Source organism: Sporosarcina cyprini (genome assembly GCF_022048975.1).
Classification (GTDB): Bacteria; Bacillota; Bacilli; order Bacillales_A; family Planococcaceae; genus Sporosarcina; species Sporosarcina cyprini.
The window spans coordinates 284,074-305,020 of sequence record NZ_JAKMHX010000038.1 but is presented as its reverse complement, the minus strand read 5'-3'; the positions used below and the strand labels follow the sequence as shown (position 1 = coordinate 305,020).

The 20,947-nt window shown below is 44.9% G+C and carries 24 protein-coding genes; 17 read left to right on the top strand and 7 right to left on the bottom strand.

The window, feature by feature from the left end:
- The first annotated feature begins 7 nt into the window (after positions 1–7).
- On the top strand, positions 8–469 hold the full coding sequence (locus L7D49_RS20065) for a DUF420 domain-containing protein (RefSeq protein ID WP_238084309.1): 462 nt from the start codon (positions 8–10) through the stop codon (positions 467–469).
- Between the two features lie 44 nt (positions 470–513).
- On the opposite strand, the gene ytvI is transcribed toward L7D49_RS20065, so the two are convergent.
- Complete coding sequence (ytvI, locus tag L7D49_RS20060) at positions 514–1,572, bottom strand: sporulation integral membrane protein YtvI (RefSeq protein ID WP_238084307.1); 1,059 nt, start codon at positions 1,570–1,572, stop codon at positions 514–516.
- Positions 1,573–1,676: 104 nt separating this feature from the next.
- On the bottom strand, positions 1,677–2,042 hold the full coding sequence (locus L7D49_RS20055) for a YugN family protein (RefSeq protein ID WP_238084305.1): 366 nt from the start codon (positions 2,040–2,042) through the stop codon (positions 1,677–1,679).
- Positions 2,043–2,370: 328 nt separating this feature from the next.
- On the opposite strand from L7D49_RS20055, the gene L7D49_RS20050 reads away from it, so the two are divergent.
- Positions 2,371–3,456: a CAP domain-containing protein gene (locus L7D49_RS20050; protein ID WP_238084303.1), complete on the top strand. Its 1,086-nt coding sequence runs from the start codon at positions 2,371–2,373 to the stop codon at positions 3,454–3,456.
- On the opposite strand, the gene L7D49_RS20045 is transcribed toward L7D49_RS20050, so the two are convergent.
- Positions 3,437–4,177 (bottom strand): amino acid kinase family protein, encoded by a 741-nt coding sequence (locus tag L7D49_RS20045; RefSeq protein WP_238084301.1) that lies wholly within the window; start codon positions 4,175–4,177, stop codon positions 3,437–3,439. The two genes, L7D49_RS20050 and L7D49_RS20045, sit on opposite strands and share 20 nt — an antisense overlap.
- A gap of 77 nt (positions 4,178–4,254) precedes the next feature.
- On the opposite strand from L7D49_RS20045, the gene L7D49_RS20040 reads away from it, so the two are divergent.
- Together L7D49_RS20040 and L7D49_RS20035 are read left to right on the top strand one after the other, a co-directional pair.
- Entirely contained in the window at positions 4,255–5,697 is a 1,443-nt protein-coding gene (locus L7D49_RS20040; protein WP_336246411.1) for a UDP-N-acetylmuramoyl-L-alanyl-D-glutamate--2,6-diaminopimelate ligase, read from the top strand.
- 87 nt (positions 5,698–5,784) lie between these two features.
- Positions 5,785–6,225, top strand: a complete 441-nt coding sequence (locus tag L7D49_RS20035; protein ID WP_238084297.1) for a YlbF/YmcA family competence regulator — start codon at positions 5,785–5,787, stop codon at positions 6,223–6,225.
- A 539-nt stretch (positions 6,226–6,764) separates the two neighbouring features.
- On the opposite strand, the gene L7D49_RS20030 is transcribed toward L7D49_RS20035, so the two are convergent.
- A complete protein-coding gene (locus L7D49_RS20030; protein WP_238084295.1) occupies positions 6,765–7,673 on the bottom strand; it encodes a glycerophosphodiester phosphodiesterase family protein in 909 nt (302 codons plus the stop codon).
- Positions 7,674–7,811: 138 nt separating this feature from the next.
- Here L7D49_RS20030 and L7D49_RS20025 point away from each other — a divergent pair, with 138 nt between their 5' ends.
- The gene (locus tag L7D49_RS20025) at positions 7,812–8,084 is read left to right on the top strand and encodes a YlbG family protein (RefSeq protein WP_238084293.1); all 273 of its coding nucleotides are present in this window, start codon (positions 7,812–7,814) and stop codon (positions 8,082–8,084) included.
- 3 nt (positions 8,085–8,087) lie between these two features.
- Here the strand turns inward: L7D49_RS20025 and L7D49_RS20020 are convergent, their stop codons facing one another.
- The gene (locus L7D49_RS20020) at positions 8,088–8,480 is read right to left on the bottom strand and encodes a DUF7147 family protein (RefSeq protein ID WP_238084291.1); all 393 of its coding nucleotides are present in this window, start codon (positions 8,478–8,480) and stop codon (positions 8,088–8,090) included.
- Between the two features lie 92 nt (positions 8,481–8,572).
- Between L7D49_RS20020 and L7D49_RS20015 the strand changes: the two genes are divergently transcribed.
- Genes L7D49_RS20015 through coaD form a run of 3 tightly spaced genes read left to right on the top strand, consistent with a single transcriptional unit; the run spans position 8,573 to position 11,031 of the window.
- Positions 8,573–9,994 carry a stalk domain-containing protein gene (locus L7D49_RS20015; RefSeq protein ID WP_238084289.1) on the top strand — a complete coding sequence of 474 codons (1,422 nt, stop codon included), beginning with the start codon at positions 8,573–8,575 and terminating at the stop codon, positions 9,992–9,994.
- On the top strand, positions 9,991–10,539 hold the full coding sequence (gene rsmD / locus L7D49_RS20010) for a 16S rRNA (guanine(966)-N(2))-methyltransferase RsmD (protein WP_238084287.1): 549 nt from the start codon (positions 9,991–9,993) through the stop codon (positions 10,537–10,539). Before L7D49_RS20015 ends, rsmD begins: the two co-directional genes overlap by 4 nt.
- A gap of 9 nt (positions 10,540–10,548) precedes the next feature.
- Positions 10,549–11,031: a pantetheine-phosphate adenylyltransferase gene (coaD, locus tag L7D49_RS20005; protein WP_238084285.1), complete on the top strand. Its 483-nt coding sequence runs from the start codon at positions 10,549–10,551 to the stop codon at positions 11,029–11,031.
- A 65-nt stretch (positions 11,032–11,096) separates the two neighbouring features.
- On the opposite strand, the gene L7D49_RS20000 is transcribed toward coaD, so the two are convergent.
- Complete coding sequence (locus tag L7D49_RS20000) at positions 11,097–11,984, bottom strand: hypothetical protein (protein ID WP_238084282.1); 888 nt, start codon at positions 11,982–11,984, stop codon at positions 11,097–11,099.
- A 245-nt stretch (positions 11,985–12,229) separates the two neighbouring features.
- On the opposite strand from L7D49_RS20000, the gene L7D49_RS19995 reads away from it, so the two are divergent.
- Positions 12,230–13,276 (top strand): SepM family pheromone-processing serine protease, encoded by a 1,047-nt coding sequence (locus L7D49_RS19995; protein ID WP_238084280.1) that lies wholly within the window; start codon positions 12,230–12,232, stop codon positions 13,274–13,276.
- On the opposite strand, the gene L7D49_RS19990 is transcribed toward L7D49_RS19995, so the two are convergent.
- Positions 13,277–14,503 carry a nucleotidyltransferase gene (locus L7D49_RS19990; protein ID WP_418895910.1) on the bottom strand — a complete coding sequence of 409 codons (1,227 nt, stop codon included), beginning with the start codon at positions 14,501–14,503 and terminating at the stop codon, positions 13,277–13,279.
- Positions 14,504–14,621: 118 nt separating this feature from the next.
- On the opposite strand from L7D49_RS19990, the gene L7D49_RS19985 reads away from it, so the two are divergent.
- The 8 genes from L7D49_RS19985 (at position 14,622) to L7D49_RS19950 (ending at position 20,890) form a co-directional block, all read left to right on the top strand.
- Positions 14,622–15,155: a YceD family protein gene (locus tag L7D49_RS19985; protein ID WP_238084276.1), complete on the top strand. Its 534-nt coding sequence runs from the start codon at positions 14,622–14,624 to the stop codon at positions 15,153–15,155.
- Positions 15,156–15,178: 23 nt separating this feature from the next.
- Entirely contained in the window at positions 15,179–15,352 is a 174-nt protein-coding gene (gene rpmF / locus L7D49_RS19980; protein WP_184206909.1) for a 50S ribosomal protein L32, read from the top strand.
- A gap of 130 nt (positions 15,353–15,482) precedes the next feature.
- The gene (locus L7D49_RS19975) at positions 15,483–16,244 is read left to right on the top strand and encodes an enoyl-CoA hydratase/isomerase family protein (protein WP_238084274.1); all 762 of its coding nucleotides are present in this window, start codon (positions 15,483–15,485) and stop codon (positions 16,242–16,244) included.
- Positions 16,245–16,362: 118 nt separating this feature from the next.
- Positions 16,363–17,724, top strand: a complete 1,362-nt coding sequence (locus L7D49_RS19970) for an acetyl-CoA carboxylase biotin carboxylase subunit (RefSeq protein WP_238084272.1) — start codon at positions 16,363–16,365, stop codon at positions 17,722–17,724.
- Positions 17,721–17,936, top strand: a complete 216-nt coding sequence (locus L7D49_RS19965; RefSeq protein ID WP_238084270.1) for a biotin/lipoyl-binding carrier protein — start codon at positions 17,721–17,723, stop codon at positions 17,934–17,936. The genes L7D49_RS19970 and L7D49_RS19965 overlap by 4 nt, the downstream gene beginning before the upstream one ends.
- 35 nt (positions 17,937–17,971) lie before the next feature.
- Complete coding sequence (locus tag L7D49_RS19960; protein ID WP_238084268.1) at positions 17,972–19,522, top strand: acyl-CoA carboxylase subunit beta; 1,551 nt, start codon at positions 17,972–17,974, stop codon at positions 19,520–19,522.
- 73 nt (positions 19,523–19,595) lie between these two features.
- Positions 19,596–20,513, top strand: a complete 918-nt coding sequence (locus L7D49_RS19955; protein ID WP_238084266.1) for a 2-dehydropantoate 2-reductase — start codon at positions 19,596–19,598, stop codon at positions 20,511–20,513.
- Positions 20,501–20,890 (top strand): DUF3397 family protein, encoded by a 390-nt coding sequence (locus L7D49_RS19950; RefSeq protein WP_238084263.1) that lies wholly within the window; start codon positions 20,501–20,503, stop codon positions 20,888–20,890. Before L7D49_RS19955 ends, L7D49_RS19950 begins: the two co-directional genes overlap by 13 nt.
- Positions 20,891–20,947: the final 57 nt, after the last annotated feature.

Here is a 20,947-nt window from a genome sequence, read left to right as displayed (position 1 = left end):
ATTCCAAATGAACGTTCCTTTATTGCCAACGATTAGTACTTTTTTTATTGTGTTATCCGCCATTTTTGTTGCAATTGGCTGGAATCTGATTCGACAAAGAAAGATCGAAGCGCATAAAAAAATGATGATAGCTGCTGCTGTATCAGCATTGATCTTTTTTATCATCTATCTTTCCCGAACGGTGTTCATTGGCAACACTGCTTTTGGCGGACCAGAACATTTGAAAATTTACTATACGATCTTTTTAATATTTCACATCACCTTGGCGACTGTCGGTGCCGTCTTAGGGATTTTCACACTTGTCGCAGGGTTTAAAAACAATTTGGCTCGGCACCGGAAATTAGGACCGGTGACCAGCATTATCTGGTTTTTCACTGCGATCACAGGAGTTGCTGTTTACTTGCTTCTGTATGTGTTTTACCACGGCGGGGAGACAACTTCCGTCATCAAAGCCATTTTAGGATTATAAAAAACGCGCTGCCTTTACAAAGGCGCGCGTTTTTTTATGCTTTCTTATATTTTGAAATTCATTTTGATAATGCCCGCTTCACGGGCCGTGTTAAAGAGGATGACAATGAGCGGACCAATAAAGAAGCCGAGAAATCCAAATAGCTTCAAGCCAATGAACATTGCAATCAATGTCGGCAGCGGGGAAAGGCCGATTTGATTCCCCATCACTTTCGGTTCTACCGTTCTTCGGATAATGAGCAGGATGACTGCAAGAACAGCCAGCTTCGTTCCCATTCCGACATCTCCGCTAACAAGCTGATACAGCGACCAGGGAGCGAGTATGATGATTGATCCTAATATAGGGATAACATCGATGATCCAAATTATCAGTGACATGACGACCGCATACTTTGGAGTAATTACGAGAAGGCCCACAAATGTGACGGCTAGGATGATCAAGCTGACAAGCAATTGGGCTTTCATGAATCCGAAGATGACAGAGTTCAATTTAGACATCATATATCGGACTTTCTTCGCGGTATCGTCGGTTAAATGACGGAAGAACATCTTTTTTAAATCCGGCAATTCGAGCATGAATAAGAAAAGGGCAATCATAAAGACGATCAAGCTGACAAGGAAATTAGGGATTTCGCCTGCCAATGTCATGATTTTATCGGAACTTAACAAACTGGTTAAAGAATTCCGAAGGGTCACGATCATTTTATCAAATTCGTCTTGAATGGCTTTTACAAATTCAGGAGGCATACCGGCTGTATAATTTGACATCTTGCTCTGCAAATCAATCCAGACACCAGAGAGCTTATTTAAATGATCCGGTGCATCTTTTGTAAATTGAATCAATTTACCGATCAGGGAATTGACAGTGTAGTATAGTAAAGCTGCTAATAAGGCGACAAAAAAGATGTAAATGGTGATAACAGAAACTTTCCGTTTCCACTTGAATTTTGTTTCAACCAATTTAACGAGCGGTTCAAATACCATAGCGGTAAGCAGGGCAATAATGATTGGTACGGAGACGGGCAAAATGAACAGGCAGATCAGAATGAGAGCTATTATGGAAAGCGCAAAAATGAGAATTCGTTTTGTAAACCAACGGGACAACGGCAATTCCTCCAATTAATTCATTGTTTCCATTATAACCAAAAAAATGAGGAATGAATAGGCAAAAAAAGCCGGAGAACGTGTTGTTCCCCGGCTGTAACGAATTATTTTGCCAAATTAAAAGTTTGAAGTTCTTCATACACTGCTTTAAGCGTCGCTTTGCAGTCTTTGATTAAGCCTTCTGGATAGACTTCGTCTTCTCCGTATTCAACACCATGTGGATAGTAATGCTTGCCCACAGCCGGTGTTTTCAAATGGATGACGGCTTCACGTGTGCCGATATCCTCGTCGGGTGTATAACCGAAAACACGCAAATAGTAAGTGCCTTCTTTGATCACATATTTTTTATCATACGTCACCCGCTCATAATCCCATTGACCCGCACGGATCAGATCATGCTTTGTCATAACTTCATCCAGAACGGACAATTCGGCAACGATGCCTTCGATTCCAGTATTTAGAATGTCCATAATACAAATCCTCCTTCACTCATAACCAGTCATTTGCCTATACTTCATAATCATAGAACAAATTACCGGTAGTTGCAATGACAACATTGTGTCATGAAGGATTCGTACAGCATTTCAATGGGTTTCATCGTTAGCTCTGCTACTATGTATTCAAGAACTTGGATGTCAATCAAAGCGTCCAATTGTCAGTCGAATTGGAATCTATTTGCTCCAGCTTACATAATGTTATCTGAAAAATGCCGGAATAAGCAAAAAGGGTGTAAAACTCATTCTCTCTCATGTTAAAGTAGTACTAATAATCATGAATCGAAAGTAGGGCGCAGTCGAAGTGAAAGTTATTTGGAAAATAGCTCTGTTACTCGTCATCCTTCTCGGCCTATTTTATTTGATGGATACGCGTATAAAAGAGAATGAACCATTAGAATCGCCTGTCAAGCACGGCACGGCAATACCGGTTCCAGAAAAAGAATTGAATAGCCAAGTTGCTGGAGCGGAACGGCCAGGCCAAGGCTTATCCATTTTTGTCGGCAAAACGACTGACCAGCTCATTAAGAAGTATGGAGATCCTGACCGAATTGAGCCGTCCGCATACGGTTATGATTGGTGGATTTATTCAGAAGAGCCGTATTTTATGGCAGGGGTGAGCGGAGACCACATCAATCAAGTGTTTAGTGCTGACAGCCAAGTCGATATGAGCCCATTCACAATCGGCCAGGATGTCAATCAAGTATATCGCTCCACGATTATAGAATCGGAAGTGGATGTGCAGCTAGGCTCTAATCTTTATATGTTTTCATTAAAAAGTGAGGATATTGCCAATCGGGCGCTCGTGAAATTCAAGGATTTGTATGCTCAAGTATACGTCGATGAAGAGGATGCCAAGATCGAAGGAATCCGTTTTATCGAGCCGGAGACTCTGGTCATTCATCAGCCATATGATATGGAATATAGCGGAGAAATGATCAGTATTTCTCCGCCTTCAGCTTCCATGCAAATGGAAGTGGACCGTGCCATGGAACGACAAGTTTTTGAATTGACAAATGGATATCGGAAAAATCATGGACTGACCGAGTTGAAAAACGATTATTGGCTTGGTGTTCTGGCACGAGAACATAGTAAAGATATGGCTCTGGAGAATTATTTTTCGAACGAATCCCCTTCCACCGGCACGCTTAGCGACCGCTTGAAGACTTCGGGCATTGTGCAACGCAAAGCCGGCGAAAATATTGCATTCAATTATGTGGATGCCATTGAAGCTGTGCATGGTTGGCTGAATTCATCAGCTCACCGTCAAGTGTTGCTGGATAAAGATTTTACACATTTAGGTACTGGGGTATACGGCAAATATTATACTCAGGACTTTATCCAGACCGAAAATAAAAAGAAAGAAAGCCTTAATCCGAATACGGAATGATCCACGTTCCTTTTTCAATCGTATCGATGCCTCTTATATATAGGGGCATCGATTTTTTATGTGCATAAATAGCAGCGCGTTTCTGGATGATGGGACGCGCCTCCTCCAGCAGCGGAAGTAATTCCGGAATGGTGAGACGGTCGATTTTCTTGCTCTCTGACGAACGTTTTGGATCGGTTGTCATAACGCCTGGCACATCTTTAAAAAATTCCACATGGGTGGCCTGTAATGCTGCTGCCAATGCAACAGCGGTCAAGTCACTGCCTCCGCGGCCGATTGTCATAATCTGACCACGCTCGTTGACTCCCTGAAAGCCGGGGATGATGATGCAAGCGGATTCCTTCAACCCATCAATAATCATGGTCGGATCAATATCTGTAATGATGCCGTCGCCAAATTCTCCTTCTGTCCAAATGCCTGCATGGATGCCGTGCAAGACTTGATTGTCGATGCCCGCTTCAATTAACTCGGCTGATAATACAGCGGAGGCGATAATTTCTCCGCAAGACGCGGCCAAATCTGATGCCGCTTTTGAAAAATTGAAAGCATCGGTCAGCCGCAGCAAGCTATCGGTGGAATAGGGATCACTTCCTCTGCCGATTGCTGAAACAACTACAACGACATTTTGATGATCCCTAATACCGTCAGCGATATGCCTAATGCATTTTTCTCTCGTTTGTTTATCTTTCATGGCGACGCCGCCAAACTTCTGAACAATCATTTCGGCCCCCAACTTTCTTCGTGACGTTCGTTTAATGCCCTACATACGATAAAGTATAGTTCGCTCTCAATATATTCGTGTCGATTCAAATTTGTTCGGGAAAGGGGAGAGGACTTCTGTTACTTTCGGAGCTATTAAAAGACTGGCCTTGTCAAGTGCTTGGAGGTATTCATACCAAGGTAAAAGGGGTAACTGAGCATTCGACGAGGATAAGCGAAGGGTACCTATTTGTAGCAAGGAAGGGTGGGAAGACGGACGGGATCTGTTATGTCGAGGAGGCGATTGAGAAAGGCGCTTGTGGTATTGTGATTGATCGCAATGCTGCGATGGAAATAAGGGATCAAATGTCCATCCCGCTTATTATTGTCCCGGATTGCAGGAAATTCATTTCTTATGCGAGTGCAAGACTGGAAGGGAATCCGTCGGAATTATTGACGATAGTGGCCGTCACAGGAACGAACGGGAAAACAACGGTGACGCATTTTGCCAGCCAGTTGCTGCAGATGGCTAACGTGAAAACGGCAGTCATTGGAACGACGGGTATTTTCATTGATGGCCATCAAACTGTCACCTCATACCCAGAAATGACAACGTTGCCGCCGGAACATTTTCATCAGCTGCTGAAAGACCTTGTGGATGCAGGTGTAACTCATGTTCTCCTGGAAGCCTCCTCCATGGGGCTGGCCACAAGCAGATTAGCCCACTGCAACATTGATATTGGCGTATTTCTTAATATTGGCATCGATCATTATGAGGAGCATGGAGGGAAGCAGCAATATTTAGATTCCAAAAAAATATTGGCGTATCAGGCGAAAACGTTGATTGCCAATTCGGAAGATGAGTTATGCAAACAAATGGTGGCTGATGCGAAGGTGCCTGTCCATTACTTTGACTATGGAACGATCTGCGGGGAGCAGATTGATGAGGAGCTGATCCGTCTGCAGCTCCCGGGAAGGCACAACCGAATGAACGCGATGGCAGCGCTCTCGGTACTGCGTATACTTGGTTACGAACTGGCAGACATTCTTCCGTTAAGTCAATCACTGCAGCTGCCCGAGGGACGATTGCAATCTCTTCAACAAGATGGCATTACCGTTTATGTTGATTATGCTCATACACCGGATGCACTCGAAAATGTACTCCAAGCATTAGCAGGTGAGTGTTCCGGGAATTTGATCACGGTCTTTGGCTGCGGCGGGGACCGAGATCATGGCAAGCGTCCAAAAATGGGGGAAGTTGCCTCAACGTATTCGACGAAAGTTATCATTACTTCCGATAATCCGCGATCGGAAAATCCTTCTCAAATTATTGAAGAAATATTACTTGGAATACGTATGAAGGAAAATGTGCATGTCCAAGTTGATCGAAGAACGGCCATCTATGAAGCGATTGCACTAGCGAAAACCGGAGACGTTGTCCTAATCGCAGGAAAAGGGCATGAGAAGACACAATACACGAAAGAAGGAGTCTTTCCATTTTCCGATTATGAGGTAGCGGCGGAGGCGTTTCAGAACAGATAACGAGCCTATTGGAAAAGAGTAGTACAGAAAAGATGCGGGGGAACCCATTTCTTTGGTATAATTGCTTGGAATGGAGGGGTTGTCTCAATGATGATGACGGATGAATGGCTGAACATCATCGAATGCGCGGAAGAACTCTCCGAGATGATATTGCGTTCTGATGTCGCGGCGGAATATCGGAGGGCGAGCCAGGCAGTTTACACGGATAAGAATTTGGTGAAAGCGATTCAATCGTTTACAGATTTGAAAGAACGATACGAAGAAGTACAGCGCTTCGGAAAATACCATCCGGATTATAATATAGTAATGAAAAGCATCCGTGCCGACAAAAGGGCACTCGATGTAAACGAACAGGTCGCAGCTTTGCGTCTGTCCGAGAATGATGTACAGCAGTTGCTGGATGAAGTCAGCGCAATCATCGCCCAGTCTGTTTCGGTGGCGGTAAAAGTCCCTGCGGGCAATGGTTTGTTCACGACTTCGTGTGAAGGCGGGTGCGGGTCGGGTGGAAGTTGTTCCTGCTCGGCTTGATGGCGTAATCCAAGTGATCCTGCACGAAATAAAGAAGACAATAGGGCTATCCAGAAAGTCAGAGACCTCTGATTTTCTGTGATAGTCTTTTTTTAGGTAGCTGAGGTGTGCACAGAGTGACATATTGGCGTTCACTTCGATTTAATGGCGTTCGTCGAGACTTATTGGCGTTCATTTGGATTTAATGGCGTTCGTTGAGACTTATTGGCGTTCACTTCGAATTAATGGCGTTCGTCCAGACATATTGGCGTTCACTTCGATTTATGGGCATCCAGACTGACTTTCTGTTGTTCAGGAAAATGACCACACTATCATCTACTTTCAAATGGTATCCATCAGTTATCAAACTCTTCAATCCCCCGATTGTAAGCCAATTATTTTGTTCTACATACTAGAGGGATTTCTACACAGCCTCAGACAAAAAAATCAGCGGGAAAAGAACGAATTGTTCTGCTCCCGCTGATTTATTTTTCTCTATAGGTTCTGTTTCATTTGGAACCTGGATAACCCGATGCTAAACTATGAGACTTTACACCAGTCTATTGTTCTGCTGATTGGACCAATTTCATCATGGCAGAAGGGTTGTCTGTTATGAAGCCGGATGCTCCGGCACTCATAAGTTTGGCTGCTCGTTCCGTGTCATTTACACCTTTATAATACACTTTAATATTCAATCCTTTAAGAAACTGGATGAAGGCTTCTGTACGTAACGAGAAGACGCCTTTCTTATTGGATAAGCAGAACAGGTCGGCGTTCGGTTTGTATAAATGGCCGAATTGGCTTGTGAATGAAGTATATGCTTTCATTTGTTCATCATTGCCTGCGCCAATGGCCACTTTGTTTTGGGCATAGAGATTGAAGCGATCCGTTTGCTCATCGAATGGGCTTGTGACGGCTACACGATCCTGGTCGCCGGTCGTTTCCAATAAACGCCATAATTTGGATGGCATCAGGCTGCCTTCATATGTGTCAGGCGAGTCTTTAATCGTAATGACAAAAAGGAGATGCGGAAATGCGGCGAGAAGCTCTTGTAAGCGTAAGATTTTTTCCCCTTTTCCTCGGTATGCATACGCTCCGTCTTGGTCTTGGAACATATATCCGGCATCGGCGCGATTTAATTCTTCCCATGTGTAATCGGCTACTTTTCCGGAAAAATCCGTCGTTCGATCGGTCATTTCATCTTGGAAGACGATAATCTCCTCGTCTTTTGTCAGCCGGATATCGATAGCAAAACCATGCACACCGGTTTCCGCTGATTTTGAGAAAGCGGCCATCGTATTTTCTGGTGTTTCGACAGAGCCGCCATGCGCGGCCAATACGACGGTTTCATTGAATTCCAATGCGGTTTTCGGTTCCCGTGGAACTTGTTTGGATACGACTTTGGATGCTGCCCATGCCGCTACGCCGGCAGCTCCTACTGTTAATGCGATTGTCGTCTTCTTTCCCATTTCCTAACCTCCTTCCAAATTTCAACGGCTACTCCTGCCTATATTATAGGCGAAAAGAATAGGGCTGTCAGCAATGTTCAGTTGCAGTGCTTTTCCTACCTATGGTATCGTATGGAGTAGGAAAAGAGGGAAAATTTTATGATTGATCGACAAGGAATCGTTGTGTATCTTCAGCACTTGAAGCAAGCGAAATCATTTCGAAAATACGGTCATGTCCATTATATTTCACGTCGAATGAAATATGTCGTCCTGTATTGTGATCGGGATGAAGTGGAAGCGACCATCCGAAAAATTGAACGGTTGCCATCTGTGAAAAAAGTGCTGCCATCCTATCGCCCATTTGTCAAAACGGAATACGAAAATGCGAAACCGGACAAAGCGAAGGAATATGACTATAAAATTGGGCTTTGATCGTTACTGCAATGGCGGCAGTAAATGGTTCAGCCGTAAGATGCCGATAATGTACTGATAATAGAGCGAAGCTTCGGCGAAGGCGGTGGAGTGCTGCAAATCAATCGGAATCGGAGTGCATCCATTCTCTTGGGATGCCTGTTCGAACAGCAGCCTCCTTTTCGGCATTTTCTCGTCCTTCTGCAAAATCCCTTCCCTGCAAATATAAATAGGCATGAAGTGGCCCTCTCCAGCTGGATGGAAAGCGGCAGCTAGGGAAATGACATTTCCTTTGTCAGTCGCGGCGGAAAAGATAAATGTGCGATGGAGGCGCCGAGCATTTGTATTCATCAGTTCAATCAATTCAAACACGTCGGAAAAGCCTTCACCAAGTTCGATAAAACGTTGCTGAAGCATGAACAGACACTACCTTTCAAAAACTAGTTGTACGGGTATCATAACATGTATGATTCCTCGTGCCTATCATTCCATGTAATGAGGTGCCATCGTTGAAAATCATCATGAGGACACTAGTCCTTCTCGTTTTAATCAATGCCGTATTATTGTATATGCATTACTCCCAAATGGAAGGCGCTGCAGGGAAAGGCTCTGAAACCGCCACGTATGATCAGGAAATCGAAGTGACTCAGCGGAACGATGGACTGTATATCCGGCAGCATTTCAAAGGGCTTGAAAATGGCAGATATGAAATTGTCTGGCCTGAACAAAGTGAGAATGAAGCATGCTACATAAAAGACAAATCATCCTGCACTCGGATGAATGATTCTGTAACCGCCATCTTGGAAGGGGACGCTGCAGAACAATCCATATCATATCAAATCCCGATTAAATCATCTGATTCCTCTAATCTCTATGAGAATTTATTCGCAAAATTGAGGAATGGGACAGTTGGGACCACCATGCTTCATGTCACGGATGAAACAAATTCAGGCGGCGTCTGGATAAGTGAATTGGATCGGATCGGTACGAAAAAACTAAACCGAATTGAATATACAATGTTCTATGGCAATGGAAAAGCGGACCTGCTTTACTGGCAGAACAAAGAGCTGCCGGAAGCATATCGAAGCGAACAAATTTCAATCTTTGGAAATGGTGTCCATAAAGAACAGGCGGCTCGATTACAAGGGTTGCTGAAAAAAGTGGACGCTCCTCATATGACCGTTGTCGTTGGCGCGAATCAAAAGCCGTTCATGAAAGGACGTCTGGTCTTGACTGATCAAGTGGATACAGAGTTGCTTGAAGGCCGGTTAGTCCAATATGGGGTAATGGCCCGCTACGGTATTGCAAGCAGTGAAAGAATGACGGCGAACATCGCAGCTTCCTTACTGATTGGCGAACCATATGGGAATGGTGCGGCCAAAAAAGCGTATGAAAAGATCACAGAAAAACTGTCAGCTACTCAATTGGAGCAATTGAACAAAAAATTAGGCAGCACCTCAAAATTAGAACCTCAGACAATGGATCAGCTTATCGGGGAAGTCAGCGGCTTAAAGACTACATTTTTAGAACATGCAGCGGACGAACAGTATGGTTTCTATTTTGAAGATCCTAGAGAATTGAAAATCAACGGAGAAAAAGCGGAAAACATCTCGGTTCTATTGGAAGACGGACAAGTATTTTACTCAGGTAAAGAATTTTTCAGTCAATTGGGCTACACACTGGAATCTAATCAGCAGTCCATCTATGTCACAAATGAATCAAATAAATACAGATTCTCTTTACGGGATCCTTTCTATGTGTTGAACGAAAGAAAATATTCGTTGCGGACGGAACCATACAAAAAGATGAATGGGACTTATTATTTTGAGGAAGATGCAATAAAAAGAATTTTTTCTTTAAAAATTGAAAAGACCGATGGGGCAATTGATGTCAGCTCTGCAGAGGGCAAGGAAGGGGAAACCGATAAATGAGAATTGTTTCGGGATCTCGGCGTGGCATTCCATTAAAAGCTTTGCCGGGTGATACGACAAGACCTACGACAGATAAGGTGAAGGAGTCCCTTTTTAACATGATCGGCCCGTACTTTGATGGTGGAACGGCAGTTGAACTTTTTGGCGGCAGTGGATCTTTGTCTTTGGAGGCTTTATCGAGAGGCGCGGATCAAGCTTATGTGTTTGAGCGAAATGCAAAAGCCTGTGCCATTATTAAAGAAAATGCTGAAAAATGCCGGTTCGTCGATGAGTTGGCCATTTTCCGCACGGATGCACGCAATGCTGCAAAAAAATTGAAGACGATGGATGTACAAGCAGATCTGCTGTTTGTGGATCCTCCTTATGCAAAAACGGAGTTTTACGGCTTAGTCAATGATTTTATCGAGCTGGAGCTGATGGCACCCGAAGCGATTATCGTCTGTGAACACGACAAGAAAATGGAGCTGCCTGAGTCGTATGGTGATTTCTCTAGAGTGAAGCATGTGGTCTATGGCAGCAGTGCGATTTCGATCTATAGGAAATGAGGTTTCAACATGACAAAAATAGCAGTAGTCCCCGGAAGTTTCGATCCGATTACGAACGGCCATCTCGATATTATTGAAAAAGCGGCAAAAGTGTTTCCTGAAGTCCGGGTGGCAGTAATGAATAATTCCTCAAAGAATCCGTTATTTACGGTGGAAGAACGAATACAGCTCATTCGGGAAGTTACGTCCGCCCATTCGAATGTAATGGTCGAATCGTCTTCCGGGCTTCTCATCAATTATGCCAGGAAGGTGGGCGCCTCAGTGATCGTCCGTGGTTTGCGGGCGGTATCCGACTTCGAATATGAAATGCAGATCACATCAATGAACAGAATGTTGGATGAAAGCATTGAGACGTTTTTCGTCATGACGAAGAATAATTATTCGTTCCTCAGCTCGAGTATCGTCAAGGAAGTTGCCCAGTACGGTGGGGATATTTCGGCCCTCGTTCCGGTTCAAGTGGAAACAGCGCTGAAAAAGAAATTCAATCAGTAACGAATGGTAAAAGGACGGAGGAGCGTGTTTGCATCCTCTCGTCCTTTTTTTATCGTCTAAAACTGTTATGTGTAGATTAAAAACAAAATGAGCGGAACTGCGATCACGCTCCAAAGCCGGCTTAGCAAATAGGGCTTCAATGAGAGATTAGCCGCCTTTGCAATGACGTAGACTTGCATATGGATGCTCAATCCGTTGACAGAGATGATGGCTGCGATGATGAAGGGATAAAAGCTCATCGAATAAAAATGATCTGTCGCGGACTGGACCCCGGAGGTCATCTCAAAAAGGGACAAAACAATCGTTTTCGCTATGCCGATATCTACAGTGAACGCAGATGAGGCGGTCGTTGTTATGACATTTCCTAATGAGGAGAAGAATATGACGGTAGTTGCTACAAGTATAATGACAGAGGAGCTGTCTTTTATCGCATCAAGCAAAGGTCCTGAACTTTTCGTTTTCGTTTGGATTACTCGTTCTTCTTGTCCCTCCTCCGCACGCAAAAGGAAGAGAGTCAGCAAAAAAAATATTAAATTTGCAATATGAATGGCGGCTAACAATTTCCAGCCTGACTGGACGTTGCCAAATAACTCTGTCCCGACGAAGCCGATGATAAACATTGGACCTGGCGCATGGCAAGCGGCAAGCAGTAAGCTGCTCTCTTTCTTCGATAGCTCTCTGTTTTTGTACATTTCTGTGACCGTAACCGCGCCGACTGGAAACCCGCCGAAAGAGCCGAGCACGTAAGCCTTCAAATAGCTTTTCCAACTTTTTGGCCGTTTCCCGGCAGAAGGTGTCTTCAATAGCCACTGTGTCAAAATGATATACGGAAGTAAATAAGGCAATAGCGCATTTACAAAAAGGTAGGCGCCAGCTTCTGCACCGTCATGGGCCGTTCCGGGCTGGAAAATGAACAGCAGGATCAATCCCCATATAATGATGATGTTAATCATGTATCGGATGGGTGCGTAAGAGGATACTAGTCATTGGAAGCTGCTCCTTTCGAAATAAATTTACACGTTCGATAGCGTCTGAAGAAATTGGCAAAATGCTATACGAAACAGTGCGTGTGGGATAATATGGAGAGAGTTAAATTGCTTTGCCGAATGTTCTTTGCCATGAATATAACTTCCTGATTTACAGGAACCACTTATATATATGTGTGAATGGAACAGGCTATTAATGGAGGTGTGCTTTTATGAAGATGAGAAAGCTGGGATTGTACGGCGTAATCGTTGTCGTATTAATTTTCTTGTTTTTTTACCCGTTGGACTCATATATTTCGAAGCCAGGAGGTGCGTATGACCTTGCACCACTTGTAGAAGTGGCTGGAGGCAGTGATCATGAAAGCGGGACATTTAATTTAATGACAATCGCCATAGCGAAAGCAACCCCGCTATCATACGCCTTTTCCAAATTCTCCGACGAACGTAAAATTATGCCTGTCCAAAAAGTTCGGCGAGAAGGGGAAAATGACAAGGAATATAATATCCGGCAAAGAAAACTGATGTCCGATTCACAATTCAATGCAATTACGGTTGCCTTTGACCGTACCGGCCTGCCTGTCAATATACAATTTGATGGTGTCTTTGTCGTCATGGTGCTTCCTGGCAGTGCGGCAGATAATATTTTGGAGGTTGGGGATAAAATACGATCTGTTGACGGCAAGGAACTGACTGAATCGGGCCAATTTGCTGCTGTCATTTCTGAAAAAAAAGAAGGCGACAAGGTGGATTTGTCTGTTGAGAGAGGCGATAAACGCATTAATCTCACTGTCGTATTGAAAGAGATACCGAAAGCGGAAGGTAAAGTCGGTTTGGGGATTCAATTCCAGGAAGATCGTCTGTTGACGACTATACCGGAAGTGAAATTCAGTACGGGAGAAATAGGCGGCCCATCTGCAGGACTAATGTTTACACTGGAAATCATGAACCAATTGACAGATGAAGATTTAACAAAAGGCTATCAAATCGCCGGAACTGGCGAAATGCTCTCGGATGGAACAGTGGGCAGGATTGGGGGAGCGGAGTTTAAAGTGATGGCGGCGTCCAAAGATGGAATCGAAATCTTTTTTGCTCCGGACGATGAACTTTCAGAGGAAGTAAGAAGTGCCAACCCGGGAATCAAAACAAACTATGAAGAAGCCGTTGCAGCGGCGGAAAAAATAGGCACGAAAATGAAAATCGTGCCTGTGAAGACAGTGGATGACGCTCTCGATTATTTGAAGAATTTAGAGCCTAAATGATTAGAGGATATGAGGCCGGTTAAGGTAATCCGTTCCCAACGTTGCACTCCCTTTATCTTGTGTCATAGCTAATGCATAAATATCTGATGCCCGAATATCAGCGGTTAAGGAAGGATCTTTAAAGGAGGCTGCTTTGCTGACCAATGGGAGCTTCAATTCCTTTTTGGTGCGGTTTAAGTAGTCTCTTCCGTTTGCTGTCATGCCGAGCAATCGCAAATATGACGCATGAGGTATTTCTTCCCGCATACTTGTGGTGAAGCCTGTAAGGATGTGTGTGATCATCCGCTGGATGCGTGTCCACGTGTAACGCTTTGACTTAACTTGTTCCATGAAACCGCTAAATGTTTGATTCGACAAAGCGGCTTTATAGATTGAGTTCTCCATTCCTTCTACAATCTCAGCAATGGAAGTGAGCCGGGAAGCCCCTTCTCGGATAATGATCAACCGCAAAGAAGGATAGAAATATTCCCAGCTCCCGAAAGCCTCCCGCTCTTGCTGCCATTTATGCAATAAACGCTCCGAAGCTTCGGGAAGAAAGCCGGATACTTCTTCCAAGGCGCCGCTTGTGAAAAACGTTTTGCGGATGCCTGTAGCGCTCGCTATGGCGTTACCGGCGACAGCATCATCATGATACTGGGCGACGATTCGTGGGATGGTGACAGGAGTCATAGATGAACGGATTTCCTTCGCCGCTTCCATATAATGATAACCTAGGATGTTATTCGGTTTCGTCAGATCGACCGGCGGATCTGTTTTTTGGGCATCCTCAAGTATGTGCTTGTAGGCCTCGTTAAGGGCTTTCGGATAACTCATCCCGCAAGACATGGCTTCCTTGACGGCTGCCTCATAGCTGACGCGGTGCTGGTCAATCAATTCCATGCTTTCAAGGAAAGGCTGGATCGTGCCATCCTCGCTTCCGAAACAATAAGCATGGCAATGGGCTGCATCCAATATTTCGATCGCCCCTTTCGCAAAAACGGGCGCATTTGCAGTAGCAAAGCGATAAGGCAATTCAAAGACAAGATCAACGCCGGACTGTAAAGCCATTTGAGCACGAGTCCATTTATCGACAAAAGCAGGTTCGCCCCGCTGAAGGAAGTTTCCGCTCATCACAGCGATCATTACATCCGCACCGGTCCGCTTTTTTGCTTCCTGGACATGATGAAGATGCCCGTTATGAAACGGATTATATTCCACCACTATTCCTGTAGCTTTCAAAGTGACCATCCTTTCGGTATAATGTTAGATAGATTATACCTTTGTAGCAATAGGAGTGACAAGAAAAAATCTTGACATCCCTTTTTATGCATATTATAATCAACAGTGTTGTCTTGAGGTGATAGACATGAAATGGTCCATTCATCAATTACAGAAATACAGGCAAGGTTCTATGCCGCTTGACGAAGCGGTGAATCTTGAATCCGTCAAAGAACGGAACCCTGAAATCAGGGATATTACGCCTGTTCACGTAACTGGTAGCTGCACCATTGGTTCAAAAAAATTGACTTGCCGATTTAAGTTGGAAGGGAAGATGATTCTTCCGTGTTCTAGAACATGGGAAGATGTCGAATTTCCTTTTACTGTTGAGTCGGACGAGCAATTCAGTTGGGATGAAGCTGTCCTTGCAACGGATGATTCCATTCATCCGGTTGTAGGTGAAGTGATCGATCCGACCCCGATTTTGGAGGAACTTGTTCTTCTGGAAGTGCCGCTTCAAATATTCGGCGATACAGCTGAAGAGATGAAAACGGCGGAGGGGAAGGGCTGGTCCTATACTACGGATGAACAATACAATGAACAGCTCCAGAAAGAAAAGGAATCGAAAGTGGATCCGAGACTTGCAGGATTGGCTAAATTTTTTGATTCCGACAAAGACTAGGCGATCATAAGGAGGTGCCCCCGATGGCAGTACCAAAGAGAAGAACATCTAAAACAAAGAAAAGACTTCGTCGTACACACTTCAAATTACAAGTACCTGGCATGACAACTTGTGAAAACTGTGGCGAAATGAAATTGGCACACCGCGTTTGCAAATCTTGCGGTCATTACAAAGGTAAAGAAGTTGTAGGTGAATAATCAAGATTCGCTTGCAAATTGCCCTTCCCGATAGACGATTCCTCGTCCCGGGCGGGCGGAAGGCCACCGAGAGACCATGGCTCCGGTGGCTTTTTTCTATTCAAATATAGATTAGAAAGGGATGGCTGGAATGGATTATCTAATAGAGTTCACTGATCAGACCGCAATGTTTACGATCAATCGGCCCGAAATGCGGAATGCTATTAATTCCAACGTGATGGAAGGGCTGGAAAGCTTCGTTGCGGAAGTGGAAAAGAACCAAAGTATCTCGTTTGCGGTCATTACAGGAACTGGGGAAAAAGCATTTTGCTCTGGCGGCGATCTTTCGGAATTTCATCAGTTCAGAACGGCGGAAGATGCTTACCCGATGTTGAGCAGGATGGCGGGAATCCTTTATCGTTTATCTACGCTGCCGGTGCCTGTCATTGCACTTGTCAATGGTGCGGCTGTCGGCGGAGGGTGTGAAATTGCTTCGGCATGCGACTACCGACTTGTTTCTAATAAGGCCAAAGCCGGCTTTATTCAAGGGACCCTTGCCATCACAAGCGGCTGGGGCGGGGCCACTCAGTTGATCGAAAAGATGGCCAGGCACGATGTCATCCTCCGGTTTGTAAGTGAAGCTTCAGTTTTAGAGGCATCACGCCTAGAGGAGCTCGGCTGGGCTACTGAACAATACGAGGGAGATAAGGTACAGGCGCTTGAGCAATTCTTAAAAAGAATGGCTTTGATTCATCCTTCCGTTCATAGAGCGTATAAATCACTACTCATTCGCTCGTGGGAAGGAAAGGCAGTGAAGCAAAGGATGCTGGAGGAAGCAGAACAATGCGCTCGGCTATGGGAAAGTGATGCACACCACGAGGCGGTCGCCAGATTTCTAGAAAGGAAGCAATAAAACAACTGGACTTTGAATTCGCAGAATAATTTAGTAGTCAAATAGTTGAAAACGGTTACATTGATAGTTTACACTAAAAGGGGGAGAGATGATCAAGTCACTGGATGGGGGTATGACGATGGATAAAATATTGATTGCAAATCGTGGGGAAATTGCACTCAGAATCGTAGAAACATGTAAAAAGCTCGGCATTTCTACAGTTGCCGTATACTCGGAAGCCGACAAGGAGGCGCTCTTTGTAAAAGAGGCGGACGAGGCGTTTCCGATTGGTCCTCCGCCTGTTCAACAATCGTACTTAAAGGCGGATGAAATTATCGGAGTAGCGAAAACGAGCGGTGCACAAGCGATTCATCCTGGCTACGGCTTTTTATCCGAGAATGCAGACTTTGCCAGGAAAGTCCGGGAAGCCGGGTTAGTTTTTATCGGTCCTGATGAAGAAACGATCGAACGGATGGGAGATAAGATCGAATCACGCAAAACCATGCAGGCTGCCGGGGTGCCGGTTGTACCAGGGACAGACGATGGAGTGGCCACTCTCGATGAGGCGAAGCAAGAAGCGGGGAAAATCGGTTATCCCGTCATGCTGAAAGCAAGCAGCGGCGGTGGAGGTATCGGTATGGTGCTCTGTCAAAATGAGCAAGCGCTCAGTCAACAATTCCAAACCGTGAAAAACCGTGCGAAAGCTTATTTTGGTGATGATGTCGTGTTTCTTGAAAAATATATTGAAAACGCGCGTCATATAGAAGTCCAAATTTTCGGTGACCACCAAGGCAATATTGTCCATCTTTATGAACGAAACTGTTCGGTTCAGAGAAGGAATCAAAAAGTTATTGAGGAATCACCGTCTCCTTCCTTATCTGAAGATGTCAGGGAGAGACTGCTGGCTTCTGCTGTGGAAGCGGCGAAAGCGGTTCATTATAAAAACGCAGGGACAGTGGAATTCATTGTAGGGGAAGATAACAGCTTTTATTTCTTAGAAATGAATACCCGCCTGCAAGTGGAGCATCCGATCACGGAAGAGGTGACTGGACTGGATCTTGTCGAGTGGCAGCTTGAGGTGGCAAAAGGAAATCCGTTGCCGATAACTGAGCAGCACGATATAGAAACTACCGGCCATGCTATGGAATTTCGACTGTATGCGGAAGATCCTCACACATTCATGCCATCTCCCGGCTCGCTGCAAAAGCTGGATTGGGGTAATGCAGATGGAGTCCGGATTGATGCCGGGTATCAGGAAGGGGATCAAGTGACGCCTTTCTATGACCCGATGATTGCGAAAGTAATCATTCAAGCAGAAAATCGCGAAGAAGCGATTGAGCGATCGAAGACGTTTTTTGCACAAGTTGGTATTGAGGGGCTGAAAACGAATTTGCCTCTCTTTAAGGAATTTATCGAGTCAGAGGAATTCAAACAAGGGGATTATCATACGAAAGTTTTGGCTGATTGGCTGAAAACGCATAAAGGGGAGTTGGCGAAATGACAGAAGTGAAAGCGGCGATGGCAGGAACTGTATTTACAGTGAATGTGTCAGTCGGAGATGAAGTAGAAGCAGGCCAGGTCATAGTTGTACTGGAATCAATGAAAATGGAAATTCCTGTTGAAACGGAGTCTGCTGGCAAGGTGACTTCCATTAACGTGAATGTCGGGGATTTTGTTAATGAAGAGGATGTTTTGGCAACTGTAGAAGCTTAATAGAGGAAAAGGGTTGACGGAAGGGGTAATGATTCATGACGAAGACAACAGAGGGGCCGGCATATAACGAGAAATTGCAAGAGAAACTGCAAACGATATTTCAAGGTGGCCATTCGAAATATCACGAAAAGCTTAAAGAGCAAAACAAGTTATTCGTCAGAGACCGGCTGGAATTATTATTCGATGACGGAGAGTATATGGAAGATGGCCGGTTTGCCAATTGCGAAGCGTCTGATTTGCCGGCGGATGGCGTGGTCACTGCGATGGGGAAAGTGAATGGGCAAACTGTATGTGTGATGGCGAATGATTCCACTGTTAAGGCCGGGTCGTGGGGATCCCGGACAGTTGAAAAGATTATTCGCATTCAAGAGATTGCAGAAAAGAACCGAGTGCCGATGCTTTACTTAGTGGACTCTGCCGGGGCAAGAATCACCGATCAGCTGGATATGTTTCCGAACCGGCGCGGTGCTGGACGTATTTTTCATAACCAAGTCAGATTATCGGGGTTCATTCCGCAAATTTGCATTTTGTTCGGACCGTCGGCAGCTGGCGGCGCCTACATCCCTGCGTTTTGCGATATTGTCATCATGGTAGACAAAAATGCTTCTATGTATTTGGGCTCTCCACGAATGGCTGAAAAAGTAATTGGGGAAAAAGTGACGCTTGAGGAAATGGGCGGCGCGAGAATGCATTGCACGGTTAGCGGCTGTGGAGATGTCTTGGCTGCTGATGAACATGAAGCAATTGCCGAAGCCCGCCGCTACTTGGCCTTCTTCCCTGCAAATTATACGATGGATCCGCCCGTCAAAGAAAAGGTAGAAGCAAAGGCAGGACGGACGCTTGAAGAAATCATTCCGGAAAATCAGAATGCGCCGTTTGATATGTATGAGGCGATTGATGCCATTATTGACGCGGGCAGTTTTTTTGATATTAAAAAACGGTTTGCGCCAGAAATCATTACAGGGCTTGCCAGGATTGAAGGACAGCCCGTGGGGATTATTGCAAACCAGCCGAAAGTGAAAGGTGGCGTCCTCTTTGTCGATTCTGCGGATAAAGCGGCAAAATTCATCAATCTATGTGATGCGTTTTCGATTCCACTTGTCTTTCTTGCTGACGTCCCGGGATTCATGATCGGAACGAAAGTAGAACGTGACGGAATCATCCGTCATGGGGCTAAGCTGATTATGGCAATGAGTTCAGCGACTGTCCCTAAAATTTCAGTCATAGTTCGAAAAGCGTACGGAGCCGGACTTTATGCAATGGCTGGGCCAGCTTTTGAGCCGGATGTCTGTATTGCACTGCCGACCGCGCAAATTGCGGTAATGGGACCGGAAGCAGCTGTCAATGCTGTATATTCCAATAAAATCGAAGCCATCGAGGATCCTAAAGAGAGAATGGCGTTTGTTCAGGAGAAACATAAGGAGTATAAAGCCGAAATCGACATTTACAAAATGGCATCTGAAATGATTATTGATGAAATTATTGCTCCCTCCGATTTACGGATGGTTCTCGCAGAACGGTTCCGCTATTATTCAACTAAGAATATTCCGTTACCGCCTAAAAAACATCCTGTATATCCTGTATAATTAAAATTTGTACGATAGAAAAGGTCCGCCTGATTGCCAAGGGGGGCCTTTTCGAGTAAAGGAGGATGGCAAAATGGATGTTGTAATCGCAGGGGCAGGTTCCATCGGGCTGCTGTTCGGCTCCTTCTTGGCTGAAAAAGGCCACCGCGTTACGTTTCTTGTCAGACGTGCAGAACAGGCGGAACGTTTAGTAAAGGAAGGGCTAGTTAAGTATAGGAACGGGCTGGAAGTTTCCAGACAAGAAGTGAAGGCCATCCTTAATGAAGCCGACATTCCGGAAGATGCATTCATAATTGTTGCGGTAAAAACGGGAGGGATTACCGAGGTCGTCAATAAACTGAGGAGTCTTCCTAATCCACTGCTGTTCATTCAGAACGGACTGAGTCATTATGAAATGGCGATGAACCTGGACGCAACCTCTAGAAGCATGGCATTTGCAACAGTTGAACACGGGGCGGAACGATTAGGTGATAACATGGTGGCCCATCATGGCATCGGATTCACCAAAATTGCTGTGGGCCGAGGTATCGAAACTGATTTTCGTTGGTTTGAAACGCTCCAATCTGAAGTGTTTCCCGTTGAATTTCATCCGAATGCGGAAAAACTGCTGCTTCGTAAGGTCATTGTCAATTGCTTGATTAATCCATTAACAGCCATCTTGCTTCAGAAGAATGGTGAATTGCTGCGCAATCGACAAAGCAAGGAACTGTTTGACCAGTTATACGATGAGATCATGGCTGTCTTTCCTGAAATGAAAACGGAGCTGCCGTATGATCAGGCATCAGAGATTTGCCGAAGAACCGCATCCAATACATCTTCCATGTTAACGGATCGCATGCGAGGCAATCGGATGGAGATTGATGCGATTGTCGGTGCGCTCATTAGAAAAGCCGAGGCTCGCGGCGGAGCATTGCCAATGTTGTCGATTTTTGAGAAACTATTAGTAGCAATGGACGGAGCGGGAGGTCTCAAGCGGTCATGGGAGGATTAATTTCAATTGTCATTGGCATTCTTATTTTGTTTCCATTTATCGTAACGTTGCTTTATCTTTTATTTGTCCGGCAAACGGGAAGAGCTTCACGGAAATCATTTGGGCAAGCGGCCGATATTACAACGCCATTCCTCTTTCTGGCTGTCTATATTGTTTCAGATTCCATCTTCGGATCCCATGCAGGTATTTATGTAGTAGTCATCGCTATCATTATCGCAATCTGCTATGCCGTGATCGAGAGGCTAAAAGTGAAAGAGTTTGAAATCATGCACTTGCTGAAAAAGATCTGGCGGTTATTTTTCCTATTGCTTGTCATTACATATGCGTTGCTTCTCATCATTGGGTTAGTGCTGAATATTATAAGTCATTTAAAATGATTTGCCCTGAATTCAAGACTTTCAGTGCGTAAGTTTTTTAACAAGCGGGTTGTAATG